Raw genomic sequence first — 13183 nt, 5'->3', positions numbered from 1 at the left:
TGACCACGCGTCGAACAGACACGCGAACCCCGAGAAGCACCCCGTGAACGCCGAAGCGGGGGCACCCACCGGCCAGTGGATGCCCCCGCTTCACCCTGCACACTTGACAGAAGGACCTACATATCAGCTCTCGGCGAGACGGCGCAGCGCGCCGAGCGCGACCTCCGGGTCTGAGGTCGGCCACAGCGGTGGCATGGACTCCCGCAGGAATCCTCCGTACCGGGCCGTTGCCAGTCGCGGATCCAGCACGGCGACCATCCCGCGGTCCTCGTGCGACCGGATCAGGCGCCCGGCGCCCTGAGCCATCAGCAGCGCGGCGTGCTGGGCGGAGACCGACATGAACCCGTTGCCCCCGCGCTGACCGATCCGCTCCTGACGGGCCGAGGTCAGCGGCTCATCGGGGCGCGGGAAGGGGATCCGGTCGATGGTGACCAGACGCAGCGAGCGACCCGAGACGTCCACGCCCTGCCAGAGGGTGAGCGTTCCGAACAGGCTCGCGTCCTCGTCGTCGCGGAAGATCCGCACCAGGTTGGCCATCGAGTCCTCGCCCTGGACCCCGATCGTGAGATCGAGGCGGGCCCGCACGTGCTCCGCGGCGAGCTCGGCCCCACGCCGGGAGGAGAACAGGCACAGCGCTCCCCCGCGCGAGGCCTCGACCAGATCGGTGAGATGGTCGAGCATCGCGGGCGACGGCCCCTCGCGCCCGGGCTGGGGAAGGTGGCGCGCGGTGTAGAGGATGCCCTGGCGGCGGTACGCGAACGGGCTCCCGACGTCCAGCCCGGCCCACGCGCTCGAGTTCTCCAGCGACGGGACGGCGTCCGGCTCCATCCGGTCCGCTCGCGCAAGGCCCACCTCTCCGGCAGCGGGTTCGAACCGGCCGCCGAGTGCGAGCGTGGCCGAGGTGAGAACGGCAGTGCGGCTCTCCAGGATCGCGCCTCGCATGGCCGCGGCCACGCTGAGCGGCGCGACCTGGATGCTGGGGCGCCCGGTCGCCGGGGAGTGCGAGACCGAGACCACGTCGTCCTCCCCCGGGGACGCCAGTCGTTCACAGACGTCGATGATCTCCTGGAGGTTCGCCCTCACGGCCTTGCGGGACCCCGCCGCGCCGACGGTGCCGTCCTCGCCGGCGTCCTTGGCGTCGGAGTGCGCGGTACGGGCCTCGATACGCAACTGCTGGATCGCGTCGGCGAGCCGGTCCGGCAGGTCCCCGATCACTCGGCCGTCCGGCGCGAGTTCGAGCGCTTCACGCAGCTCCTCGGAGGCGTCGTCGAGCGCCGTGGCGGCCACACCCAGCCCGCGCAGGTCCCGCACCGTGCCGCGCAGCATCCCGGGGCTGAGCACCTCGGTGACGGCACCCGTCACGCGCCCGGAGAGGTCATGCGCCTCGTCGAAGACGACGACGTCGTGCTCGGGGATGATGCCGTGGTTGTCGAAGGCATCGATCGCCAGCAGCGCGTGGTTGGTCACGATGATGTCGACCTCGCGGGCCAGCTCCCGGCTGCGCTCGGCGAAGCACGAATCCACCATCGGGCACGTCCCGCCCAGACACTGGGAGCCGGTGACGGAGACCTGGCGCCAGGCGCGGTCGGAGACGGGATCGGCGAGGGAGTCGCGGTCTCCGCTGTCGGTCTCCTCCGCCCACTCGCGCAGTCGCCGCACCTGGTCCCCCAGGCGTTCGCTGCCGCTGCGGGCGGGGTCCGTCGAGGCCTCCGCGAACAGGGCGCCCGGGTCGATGTCGACCGGATAGCCGCCGTCGATCTTGTGGCGGCACAGGTAGTTGCCGCGTCCCTTCAGCAGCGAGAAGGTCGGGGTCCGGGGCAGGTGCGGGGCGAGGGCCTCGACGAGCCGCGGCAGGTCCTTGCGAACGATCTGCGTCTGCAGCGCGATGGTCGCCGTGGAGATGACCACGGGGCGGCGGCTGACCAGCGCGTGCCGCAGCGCAGGGACCAGATAGGCCAAGGACTTGCCGGTGCCCGTGCCCGCCTGCACCAGCAGGTGGCGACCGCCGCTCATCGCCGTCCCCACCGCCTCGGCCATGGCCTGCTGACCCGGCCGCGGCGACCCGCCGATGGCCGAGACCGCCGCGTCCATCAGGGCGGTCAGCTCGATGTCGGCGGATCCCGGGGCGGTGCCGGGATCAGTGAGAGCGGTCATCTCTCCAGCGTATCCGCGCCGGATCCGAGGACGGCTCAGGCCGCGCCGTTGAGCTCTGCGGCGAGCGCCTCATCCACGCGGGCATGCAGCTTCGTGCCCTCCATGAGGTGCTCCTCGGAGAGCACCTCTCCCGTGGTGTGGACCCTGGAGACGAGGTCTCCCCGGAAGTAGGGCACGAGCACGTCGACCTCGACCGCGGGGCGGGGCAGTCGCTCGGCGATCCGCTCGCGCAGCTCCTCGATCCCCATCCCGGTGCGCGCGGAGACCACGACGGAATCCCCCACCACGCTGCGCAGGCGGGCGATGGTCTCCGGCTCGGCGATGTCGGCCTTGTTCAGCACCACGATCTCGGGGACGTCGAAGCCCTCCAGCTCCCCGAGGACCGTGCGCACGGCCCGGATCTGACCCTCGGGATCGGGGTGGGAGGCATCGACCACATGCAGCAGCAGATCGGCGTCGCCGACCTCCTCGAGCGTGGAGCGGAACGCTTCGATCAGCTGCGTGGGCAGGTGCCGCACGAAGCCGACGGTGTCGGCGTAGGTGAATTCGCGACCGTCCGGCGTGGCCGAGCGCCGCACCGTCGGGTCCAGGGTCGCGAACAGGGCGTTCTCGACCAGCGCCCCGGCGCCGGTGAGCCGGTTCAGCAGCGAGGACTTGCCGGCATTGGTGTATCCGGCGATCGCCACGGCGGGGACCTGGTTGCGCTTGCGGTCGGCGCGCTGGGCGTCTCGGCCCGGCTTCATCGCGCGGATCTCGCGGCGCAGTTTGGACATGCGGTCGCGGATGCGCCGCCGGTCGAGTTCGATCTTCGTCTCACCGGGACCGCGCGACCCCATCCCCGCGCCGCCCGCGGCGACACGGCCGCCGGCCTGCCGGGACATCGATTCGCCCCAGCCGCGGAGCCGCGGGAGCAGGTACTCGAGCTGGGCCAGCTCGACCTGTGCCTTGCCCTCGCGGGAGCGGGCGTGCTGGGCGAAGATGTCCAGGATCAGCGCGGTGCGGTCGATGACCTTGACCTTGATGATGTCCTCGAGCGCGCGACGCTGGCCGGGAGCGAGCTCGCCGTCGGCGATCACAGTGTCCGCCCCGGTGGCCGTCACGATGTCGGCGAGCTCGGCGGCCTTGCCGCGGCCGAGGAAGGTGGCCGGGTCAGGGTGGGCTCGGCGCTGCAGGATCCCGTCGAGCACCTCGGAGCCGGCGGTCTCGGCGAGCGCCGCCAGCTCGTGCAGGCTGGTCTCCGCCTCCTCGGCGTTGCCCGAGGTGTAGAGGCCGGCCAGCACCACGCGCTCCAGGCGCAGCTGGCGGTACTCGACCTCGGTGACGTCCTCGAGCTCGGTCGACAGTCCCGCCACGCGGCGCAGGGCCTGACGGTCGGCGAGATCGAGCTGTTCGCCGTCGGCGTCGGAGGTGAAGCCGGCCGACGGGGCCGCGGCCTCGCCGCGGGAGAGGATCCGCTCGGTCAGCGGGTCCCGGTGGGGGGACGCCGGGGAGGGCGTCTCCGGGCCGGTGGAGTTGGCGGTGCGGTCCTCGGCCCCGGGCCTTCCCATGGTGGTCCCGTCGACGTCCGTGTCAGATTCGGGTTCTGGATGGAAAGCAATGGGCACGATCGGGGCACTCCTCGGGTGGGACAACGTGGTTCCTCCAGAATCCCACGCCCGGCCATCGCGGTCGAGAGATTTTGCCCAGGGCGCATCGGGGATCACGACCATCCGGTCCGCAGGGAGCCCGTGCCCCGGCCTGCGGGCAGCTCAGGCCCAGGGTCCGCAGGGAGCCGGCGCCTCCTCCGCCGCACCTGTCCCCGGGCGCTGCGCCGACGGCGAGATCCGTATCCTGCTGGGGTGGCCGAGCACTACTTCACCCCCTCCCCCGCGTCCGAGGACCGACGCTTCCCGCTGCGTGTGCGTCTGGCCGGTCGTGATCTCGAGCTCGTCTCGAGCGCCTCGGTGTTCAGCGGTCATGGCCTGGACAAGGCGACCGCCGTCCTGCTGGACCGGCTCGACGAGATCACGGAGCCGCCACCGGGGGCGAGGATCCTCGATCTGGGATGCGGGTGGGGTCCGATCGCGCTGACCGCGGCCCTGCTGCGGCCCGATGCGGAGGTGTGGGCCGTGGACGTCAGTGAGCGTGCACGGCAGCTGACCGCCGAGAACGCCGACGGGCTGGGACTGGAGAACGTGCGAGTGGTCGCACCGGAGGAGTTCCCGGAGGACATCGCACTGGATGCGATCTGGTCGAACCCGCCGATCAGGATCGGCAAACAGGCTCTGCACGAGCTGCTGCTGACGTGGACGGCGAAGCTGTCACCGCACGGGACGGCCGCTCTCGTCGTCGGCAAGAATCTGGGCGCTGACCCGCTCGCCCGCTGGCTCGACCAGCAGCTGAGCGCGCGGGAGGTCGCGAAGGTGGCCAGTGCGAAGGGGTTCCGGGTCCTGGAGGTCGGCCCGGCACGCTGAGCCCCCGGTCACCGGCCCCGGGCAGCGTCGGCCTTCTCAGATCAGCGTGACGCCGTCGGCCACCAGCACGGCCGGTCCTGTCAGCGTGACCTCGCCGACCCCGGTCCAGCCCACCTGCAGGGTGCCGCCGGGTACGTCCACTCGCCACGGCTGCCGCGAGCCGTCCCCGGCGCGCAGCGCCGCGGCGACCGCGACGGCGGCGACGCCGGTCCCGCACGAGCGGGTCTCGCCCACGCCGCGTTCGAACACCCGCATCGCCACGTGGCGCTCCCCGCGCTCGGAGACCAGCTCGATGTTGGCGCCGTCGGCGGGCTCGGGGTCGAGGACCGGCCGACGGGAGAGGTCGAGCTCGTCGAGGGCCAGCTCGGCGGGGAGGAAGGCGACGGCGTGGGGATTGCCCATGTCCACGTCGGTCGCGGCCAGCGCGCGCCCCGCGATCTCGACGGTGCGCGAGTCCTCGCCGATCCTGCTCGGCCCCATCCCCACGCGCACGGACCAGCTCGGGGAACCGGCGTCCGGGTGCGCCAGGATCTCGATGGTGCGGAGTCCGGACCGGGTCCAGATCTCGAAGCGGTCCTCCTGGACGTGGGCGGCGCGCTGCAGATGCGCGGCGAGCACGCGCACGCCGTTGCCGCACATCTCGGCGGCCGATCCGTCGGCGTTGCGGTAGTCCATGAACCACTCCGGGGCGTCGCCGGGAGCGTCGATGCCGGCCCGCTGCGTGCGGACGGCGCGGATCACCCCGTCGGCGCCGACGCCGGAGCGGCGATCGCACAGCGCGGCGACGGTCGCCGGATCCAGGTCCAGCTCGCCCTCGGGGTCGTCCAGGAGCACGAAATCGTTCTCGGTCCCGTGCCCCTTGGTGAATCGCATTCTCTCGGTCATGGTCCGAGCCTATGTCTCTTCGTCTCGTGATGCCCCGACGCCGTGATCGGCGCCTCGCTCCCGACCCGCGCGGTCTCGATCGCGGTCATCGCGCGAGCGAGCGCGCGCTCGAGGTCGCCGGTTCCGCCGCCTGCGGGGGCATCGATCCACTGCACCCGCGCGTCCCGGCGGAACCAGGTGTCCTGTTTGCGCACCAGCCGGCGGGTTCCGACGACGGTGGCCTCGATGGCCTCCTGGCAGGTCATCGCGCCGTCGAGCACGGCCAGGCCCTGTTCGTAGCCGATCGCGCGGCGCGCTGTCAGGCCCCGGTCGAGCCCGCGCTCCCGCAGCCCCCGGATCTCCTCGAGCAGCCCGCGCTCCACCATCACCTCGACCCGTCGTGCGATGCGCTCGTGCAGCTCGGTCCGGTCCAGGCGCAGCCCGATCTGCAGGGTGCGGGGGTCCGCGTAGTGCGGCCGGGGCAGGAACGCCGTGAAGGGTCGGCCGGTGAGTTCGCCGACCTCCAGCGCCCGCACGATCCGACGGGTGTCCTGGGGTCCGATCACGTCGGCCGCCTCGGGGTCGGTCCGTGCCAGCTCGTCATGCAGGGCGCGCGGGCCGATCTCCTCAGCGCGCGCCTCCAGTCGCGCGCGGAGGGCGGCGTCCGTCGGGGGGAACTCGATGTCGTCCAGCACGGCCCGCACGTAGAGACCGGAGCCGCCGACCAGGATCGGAACCCGCCCCCGGGCGCGGATGTGCGCGATGGCGGCACGGGCCTGCTGCTGATACGCGGAGACGCTCGCCTCTTCGGTCACCTCGAGCACGTCCAGCAGATGATGGGGTACGCCGTCCCGCTCCCCTGGCGGCACCTTCGCGGTGCCGATGTCCATGCCGCGGTAGAACTGGAGGGCGTCGGCGTTGACCACCTCGCCGCCGACGCGGCGGGCCAGGGCGATGGCGAGATCTGACTTCCCCGTGGCGGTGGCGCCCACGATCGCGATCAGCGGCGCCTCGATCGCATCGGCCACGCCCGCCTCCCCGTCCTCCTCACGTCCGGGAGGAGGCCCGGTCCGCGCCTGCTCCGGGGCGCGGCGCGCATGAGGCTCGGAATCCATGCTCGGCACCTTAGCCTGCGGCGTTGCTCGCAGTCAGCGGAATCACGGCCGGCGCCCAGTTCAGGATCCGGTTGGAGGGAGTAATGTGTGCGGCGGTCCGGGCCCCGGGCCGATCCGCATCTCCTAGAGCACTGTCCGAGGTTGGAAGTGACTGCACCGCACGAGTCCCCCGAACTGACGGACTCGACCGATTCTCTGGCCCCGATGTCCCTCAAGAGGGTCGAGGAGTGCCTGACGCGGCACGGGTATGCGTTCGTCGAGGACGAGGAGCACCCGGAGATCCTCCGCGCCCGCTTCGATGACTACCGGTTCCAGTTCATGCTCTCCGGCGAGGACCATGGCGTCCTGCAGACCCGCGGCCGCTGGAGCCACTCCGTGGACATCTCCCGCAAGGTCGAGATGATCAAGCTCTGCAACGAGTGGAACATGAACCGGATCTGGCCCAAGGTCTACGTGCGCCGGGAGTCCGAGGGACTGCTCGGCGTGTACGGCGAGCTGGCCGCGGATTTCCGGGCCGGCGCGCTGGACTCCCAGCTCGACAGCGCCATCAAGTGCGGCCTCAGCACCGTGATCGCCTTCTTCCGCAGTCTCGAGGAGCGCCTCGGGGCGGAGCTGGACGAGCTCGACAGCTGAGGCTTCCCCGCTCAGGGCGTGCGCAGGCTCGGCATCCCGAGGGTGACGGGCCCCTCGGACCCGCCGCCGTGGCCGGTGCCGCAGGCTGAGCCCGTATCCAGACCCTGCACCCCGGCCTCCCAGGCGTCGCCGGAACGGGTGCGTCGCACCGAGAACTGTTCGGGCGAGGGCTCCGTCCCCGGGGCCGCGGCCAGCGCGCTGTCCGCGATCAGGTAGTGCGGGGCGGCACGGGTGACGGTCGCGGTGACCAGATCCCCCGGTCGGGGGCGAGATGCGGCCGGCAGCCCCTGCGGCAGGGAGAGGTGGACCAGGCGATGGTCGCGGGCGCGTCCCGAGATGCGCTGGGTGCGCTCGTCGCGGTCGCCTTCGCCCTCGGCCACGAGCACCTCCACGACGCCGCCTTCGAGCTTCTGGTTCTCCTCGTAGGTGATGCGGTCCTGGAGCGCCGTCAGCCGTTCGTAGCGCTCCTGGACGACCTCCTTGGGCACCTGGTCCTCCATGGTCGCCGCCGGCGTGCCCGGGCGGATCGAGTACTGGAAGGTGAAGGCGCTGGAGAAGCGCGAGGACTCGACCACATCGAGGGTGGCCTGGAAGTCCTCCTCGGTCTCGCCGGGGAAGCCGACGATGATGTCGGTGGTGATGGCGGCCTCGGGGATCTGCTCGCGCACCCGGTCCAGGATGCCGAGGAACTTCTTGGAGCGGTAGGAGCGCTTCATCCGCCGCAGCACGGCGTCGGACCCGGACTGGAGCGGCATGTGCAGCTGCGGCATGACGTTCGGCGTCTCGGCCATCGCCTCGATGACGTCGTCGGTGAACATCGCGGGGTGCGGCGAGGTGAACCGGACCCGTTCCAGACCATCGATGTCGCCGCAGGCTCGCAGGAGCTTCGCGAAGGCGCCACGGTCTCCGAACTCGACCCCGTAGGAGTTCACGTTCTGACCCAGCAGCGTCACCTCGTTGGCGCCGGCGGCGACCACGTCACGGACCTCGGCGAGGATCTCTCCGGGCCGGCGGTCCTTCTCCGTGCCGCGCAGCGAGGGCACGATGCAGAACGTGCAGGTGTTGTTGCAGCCGACGCTGATGGAGACCCATGCCGCGTAGAAGGATTCGCGCTTGGTGGGCAGCGTCGAGGGGAACGTCTCGAGCGAGTCGAGGATCTCGACCTGCGCCTCGCGGTTGTGCTGGGCGCGGTCCAGCAGCACCGGCAGGGAGCCGATGTTGTGGGTGCCGAAGACGACGTCGACCCAGGGGGCGCGCTCGACGATGGCGGCGCGGTCCTTCTGCGCGAGGCACCCGCCGACCGCGATCTGCATGCCGGGATGGGCGTCCTTGCCGGGACGCAGGGCCCCGAGGGTCCCGTAGAGCTTGTTGTCCGCGTTCTCGCGCACCGCACAGGTGTTGAACACGACCACGTCGACCTCGCCGCGACGGGGCTCGGCTCCGGGGCGCGCGGCGACATAGCCGGCGTCCTCGAGCATGCCGGTCAGGCGCTCCGAGTCGTGGACGTTCATCTGGCAGCCGAAGGTGCGCACCTGGTAGGTGCCGCGCGGCTCACCGGGGGTCGCGCCGCCGGCCCCGTGCGGGGACGGCGCGGCGGATGCGTCGGACTGCGAAGCGAGAGAGCTGGAGACACTGAGCGACATAGTGGCACCAGGGTACGGCGGACACGGCCGCGCTGTGCTCTGCCCGCCCGCGCGCCACGGGCTCCGCCCACCGGGGCGCCACGGGCTGCACCCCGCACGCCGGCCATGGGTCCGCCCGGCCTCATCCGACAGCCCTCACCAGCACCTTCACCCGCTCTCACACGCTCTGAGAAGGTCACAAAGTCGTGACGGTGCGGCCGGGCGGCAGGGAGCAGGCGCAGCTGTGCCATAGCGTGCGCGTATGACTCAGATCAGCCCCGGAGTTGCGGCGGGACGGCCGTCGACGCAAAGCCTCGTCTCCGTCTCGGGTGTCCAGAAGCATTTCGGTGACCTGCATGTCCTCCAGGACATCGATCTCGAGGTCTCCGCCGGCGAGGTGGTGGTGGTGCTCGGCCCGTCGGGCTCCGGCAAGTCGACGCTGTGCCGCACCATCAATCGCCTCGAGACCATCGACGCCGGCGAGATCCGCATCGATGGCCAGGCCCTGCCCACGTCGGGGCCGGGGCTGGCGGCTCTGCGTTCCGAGGTCGGCATGGTCTTCCAGGCGTTCAACCTCTTCGCGCACAAGACCGTGCTCCAGAACGTCACCGTCGCGCCGATCAAGGTCAAGGGCATCCCGCGACGCGAGGCCGAGCGCAGCGGCATGGAGCTGCTGGAACGGGTGGGCGTGGCCGATCAGGCCGACAAGCTGCCCGCGCAGCTCTCCGGTGGCCAGCAGCAGCGCGTGGCCATCGCCCGCTCCCTGGCCATGAACCCGAAGGTGATGCTCTTCGACGAGCCCACGTCGGCGCTCGACCCCGAGATGATCAGTGAGGTCATCGAGGTGATGACGGGACTGGCCCAGGACGGCATGACGATGATCGTCGTCACCCACGAGATGGGCTTCGCGCGCCGCACCGCGGACCGAGTCGTGTTCATGGATGCCGGACGCATCCTCGAGGTCCGTACGCCCGAGGAGTTCTTCTCCGCTCCCCAGACCGACCGTGCCCGGGACTTCCTGGGCAAGATCCTCGACCACTGACCGCATCGCCCACGCCCCTTCGAAGGAGAACATCATGAGCAGGTCCCTGAACCGACGCCTCTTCCTGACCGGCACGGCCGGCACCGTCGCCGCCGCCACCCTGGCGGCCTGCGGCGGCAGCGGCGAGAGCGGCGGCGAGCCCGAGGTCCAGGACGTCGCCGCCGGTGACTTCCCCGAGGGCTCGACCATGGCCGCCCTCGCGGAGGCCGGCAGCATCACGATCGGCACCAAGTTCGACCAGCCCCTGTTCGGCCAGGCCGGGCCCGACGGCGATCCGGTCGGCTTCGACGTCGAGATCGGCAAGATCGTCGCCGGCGCCCTCGGCATCGATCCCGAGAACATCGAATGGAGGGAGACGGTCTCCGCGAACCGTGAACCCTTCCTCGAGGGCGGGCAGGTCGACATCGTCGTGGCGACCTACTCCATCACCGACGAGCGCAAGGAAGTCGTGGACTTCGCCGGGCCGTACTACGTCGCCGGCCAGGCGCTGATGGTCCTCGCCGACAACGAGGACATCACCGGGGAGGACTCGCTTGCCGGCAAGACGGTCGCCTCCGTGGAGGGCTCCACGCCGGCGCAGTACATCCGCGACAACCACCCCGACGCCGAGCTGCAGACCTTCGACACGTACTCCAACTGCGTCACGGCCCTGACCAACGGTCAGGTCGAGGCGGTGACCACGGACAACGTGATCCTGGCGGGCTTCGTCGAGCAGGATCCGGACAACCTGAAACTGGTGAACGACGGAGAGACCTTCACCGACGAGCCCTACGGCATCGGCCTGGCTCTGGGCGATGACGACTTCCGCAGCTTCCTCAACGACACGCTGGAGGCCGCCTACAAGGACGGCTCCTGGCAGACCGCCTGGGAGGAGACCGCAGGCAGCGTGCTGCCGACTCCCGAACCGCCCGAGGTCGACCGCTACTGAGCGCCCGACCGCCCAGATCCCCCCTCGTCCCCCGTCGGGCCGGCTCGTCCTGAGCCGGCCCGACGCCCCTGCCAGGAGCTGCCCGTGGATACGTTCGTCATCGAACGCGACATGCTGTGGACCGCCTTCAGCACGACGCTGACGCTGGCCGTGCTCGCCGGCCTGATCTCGCTGGTGGCCGGGACCGTCATCGCCGGAATGCGGGTCTCCCCGTACGCTCCGCTGCGCGCCCTGGCCACCGGGTACACGGAGTTCCTACGGAACACGCCGCTGACGATCGTGTTCTTCTTCTATGTGTTCGTGACCCCGTCGATGGGCTTCACGTTCGGGTACAAGACGGCAGCCGTCATCGCGCTGTCGTGCTACACCTCGGCCTTCGTCGCCGAGGCGGTGCGCTCGGGCGTCAACTCGGTCGCGGTGGGCCAGGCCGAGGCGGCCCGATCGCTGGGCATGTCGTTCACGCAGAACCTGAGCATCGTCGTGCTCCCCCAGGCTTTCCGCACCGCCATCCCGCCGCTGATCAGCGTGTTCATCGCTCTGGTGAAGAACACGTCGGTCGCCGGGGCCTTCAGCGTGCTGGAGCTGTTCGCGATGTCCCGCCGGTTGACCAACGTCTACTCGGCCGATGTCATCGCGATCCTGGTCGGCGTGGCCGCGTGCTATCTGATCATCTGCATCCCGCTGGGCCAACTGGCAGGACACCTCGAGCGGAAGGTGGCGTTCGCCCGATGACGACCGGACCCGTCCTGTACGACGTCGCCGGCCCTGCGGAGAGGCGGCGGTCCCGCCTCATCTCCGGGGTCCTCACGGTGGTGCTGCTCGTGGGCGCCGGCCTGTTCGCCTACCGCCTGTACCTCAATGGGGTGTTCGACGACCGCTGGGCCGTACTGGTCGACGTCCCGACGAACTTCGCAGGCTTCGAGACCCGCCATGTCTGGCAGGCGATCTTCCGCGGGCTGGGCAATACGTTGCTGGCAGCGGTGATAGCGCTGCCGCTGGCCGCCCTGCTGGCGGTGGTGCTGGTCTCGGTGCGAGCCTCCCCCATCGCTCCGCTGCGGTGGCTGGCGACCGGGATCATCGAGATCTTCCGCGGCCTGCCGGTCGTGCTGGTGATGTTCTTCGGCATTCTGGTGCTGCCCGGGGCCACGCCGCTGATGGCCGTCGTGTTCGGGCTCGTGCTGTACAACAGCGCCGTCTTCGCGGAGATCCTGCGGGCCGGCATCACCGCCCTGCCCAAGGGACAGACGGAGGCGGCCCAGTCGGTGGGGATGGGCCCGATGCTCATCTACCGCGACATCCAACTGCCTCAGGCCGTGCGGATGATGCTGCCCTCGCTCATCGCTCAGGGCGTGGTGCTGGTCAAGGATTCCTCGCTGGGCTACATCGTGGGCTACGCCGAACTGCTGCGAGGGGTCAGTCGGGTCTCGGACGCCCTGACCAACGCGGCGTACCTCCTGCCGCTGCTCGCGGTGGGCGCGGCCATCTACATCGCGCTGAACATCACGCTGTCACGGGTGGCAGTGTGGGTTCAGCACCGCAGCAGCCTGGCGCGGAAGGCTCCCGCGCGGGTCACCGGGGCGGCAGAGGTCCCGGACTGAGCCGACGTCTCCTCGCGGTACCACCGGGCCCGCGGTACTACTCGGCGGCGGCACGCAGCTCGCCGGCGATCACTCGCACCGCGAGGTCACCGGGGTAGCCCTTGCGGGTGAGCAGGGCGTCCAGCCGCCTCGACAACCGGCGCCGGTGGCTTCCGTCCCTCTCGGTGCGCAGCCGTTCCCGGTCGCGATCGCCCAGGCGCGAGCGCACGAGGTCTCGGCACCGCGCCTCCTCGTCGCTCTCTCCTGCGGCCAGCGCCGCGTCGATGTCCGCCGCGGCGACACGCCGGTCCTCGAGCTCGCGTCGCAGCGCCTCGTCACCCAGTGCGCGCAGGGTGCGGCGCTGCTGGACCCATTCGTGGGCGAAGGCGATGTCATCGAGCAGTCCGGCCCGCTCGATACGGGCCATCGCCTCATGGGCGATCGCCGCGGGAACCTCTCGCTGGCCGAGGCGGTCACGCAGCTCCCCGGCCGATCGCCGGCGCATGGACAGCAGCCGCATCAGATAGCGGCACTCGTGCACGACCGCCTTCTCACGCTCGATGGCCTCCGGGTCCGGGCCGTTTCTGGGCGCGTCGAGAATCTGGCGCGTGCGGCGCTCAAGGCGCTCGCGCACCGCCGCCTCGGCCGGATCTTTCTGCGCAAGGAGAGCGGGGGGGGGGGGGGGGGGGGGGGGGGGGGGGGGGGGGGGGGGGGGGGGGGGGGGGGGGGGGGGGGGGGGGGGGGGGGGGGGGGGGGGGGGGGGGGGGGGGGGGGGGGGGGGGGGGGGGGGGGGGG

12 protein-coding genes are annotated in these 13183 nt (G+C 71.2%); 6 read left to right on the top strand and 6 right to left on the bottom strand.

The annotated features are described in order from the left end of the window. Positions 1–123: 123 nt before the first annotated feature. Positions 124–2154 (bottom strand): ATP-dependent DNA helicase, encoded by a 2031-nt coding sequence (locus AC5020_RS16555; RefSeq protein ID WP_464989089.1) that lies wholly within the window; start codon positions 2152–2154, stop codon positions 124–126. 35 nt (positions 2155–2189) lie between these two features. Beyond that, a complete protein-coding gene (hflX, locus tag AC5020_RS16550; RefSeq protein ID WP_377020414.1) occupies positions 2190–3758 on the bottom strand; it encodes a GTPase HflX in 1569 nt (522 codons plus the stop codon). A gap of 234 nt (positions 3759–3992) precedes the next feature. Here hflX and AC5020_RS16545 point away from each other — a divergent pair, with 234 nt between their 5' ends. Then, on the top strand, positions 3993–4607 hold the full coding sequence (locus AC5020_RS16545) for a class I SAM-dependent methyltransferase (RefSeq protein ID WP_377803309.1): 615 nt from the start codon (positions 3993–3995) through the stop codon (positions 4605–4607). A 36-nt stretch (positions 4608–4643) separates the two neighbouring features. Here the strand turns inward: AC5020_RS16545 and dapF are convergent, their stop codons facing one another. Together dapF and miaA are read right to left on the bottom strand one after the other, a co-directional pair. Further along, positions 4644–5492, bottom strand: a complete 849-nt coding sequence (gene dapF, locus AC5020_RS16540; RefSeq protein ID WP_464989088.1) for a diaminopimelate epimerase — start codon at positions 5490–5492, stop codon at positions 4644–4646. Next, positions 5489–6586 (bottom strand): tRNA (adenosine(37)-N6)-dimethylallyltransferase MiaA, encoded by a 1098-nt coding sequence (miaA, locus tag AC5020_RS16535; protein ID WP_464989087.1) that lies wholly within the window; start codon positions 6584–6586, stop codon positions 5489–5491. The genes dapF and miaA overlap by 4 nt, the downstream gene beginning before the upstream one ends. 147 nt (positions 6587–6733) lie before the next feature. Between miaA and AC5020_RS16530 the strand changes: the two genes are divergently transcribed. Further along, positions 6734–7219 (top strand): YbjN domain-containing protein, encoded by a 486-nt coding sequence (locus AC5020_RS16530; RefSeq protein WP_377020409.1) that lies wholly within the window; start codon positions 6734–6736, stop codon positions 7217–7219. Between the two features lie 11 nt (positions 7220–7230). Here the strand turns inward: AC5020_RS16530 and miaB are convergent, their stop codons facing one another. Beyond that, a complete protein-coding gene (gene miaB / locus AC5020_RS16525; protein ID WP_464989086.1) occupies positions 7231–8862 on the bottom strand; it encodes a tRNA (N6-isopentenyl adenosine(37)-C2)-methylthiotransferase MiaB in 1632 nt (543 codons plus the stop codon). A 241-nt stretch (positions 8863–9103) separates the two neighbouring features. Here miaB and AC5020_RS16520 point away from each other — a divergent pair, with 241 nt between their 5' ends. The 4 genes from AC5020_RS16520 to AC5020_RS16505 all read left to right on the top strand — a co-directional run bounded on the left by AC5020_RS16520 (position 9104) and on the right by AC5020_RS16505 (position 12409). Next, positions 9104–9883, top strand: a complete 780-nt coding sequence (locus AC5020_RS16520) for an amino acid ABC transporter ATP-binding protein (protein ID WP_464989085.1) — start codon at positions 9104–9106, stop codon at positions 9881–9883. Positions 9884–9917: 34 nt separating this feature from the next. Then, positions 9918–10811 (top strand): transporter substrate-binding domain-containing protein, encoded by an 894-nt coding sequence (locus AC5020_RS16515; protein ID WP_464989084.1) that lies wholly within the window; start codon positions 9918–9920, stop codon positions 10809–10811. 84 nt (positions 10812–10895) lie between these two features. Then, complete coding sequence (locus AC5020_RS16510; protein ID WP_377020405.1) at positions 10896–11543, top strand: amino acid ABC transporter permease; 648 nt, start codon at positions 10896–10898, stop codon at positions 11541–11543. After that, positions 11540–12409: an amino acid ABC transporter permease gene (locus AC5020_RS16505; protein ID WP_377020404.1), complete on the top strand. Its 870-nt coding sequence runs from the start codon at positions 11540–11542 to the stop codon at positions 12407–12409. The genes AC5020_RS16510 and AC5020_RS16505 overlap by 4 nt, the downstream gene beginning before the upstream one ends. A gap of 37 nt (positions 12410–12446) precedes the next feature. Here AC5020_RS16505 and AC5020_RS16500 read toward each other — a convergent pair whose 3' ends face one another. Then, positions 12447–13022 (bottom strand): regulatory protein RecX, encoded by a 576-nt coding sequence (locus AC5020_RS16500; RefSeq protein ID WP_464989083.1) that lies wholly within the window; start codon positions 13020–13022, stop codon positions 12447–12449. Between the last annotated feature and the right edge of the window lie 161 nt (positions 13023–13183).

The organism is Brachybacterium sp. SYSU DS0246, assembly GCF_059391765.1.
Note: the sequence above shows the minus strand (reverse complement) of the source record. Positions and strands in the feature narration are given on the sequence as shown.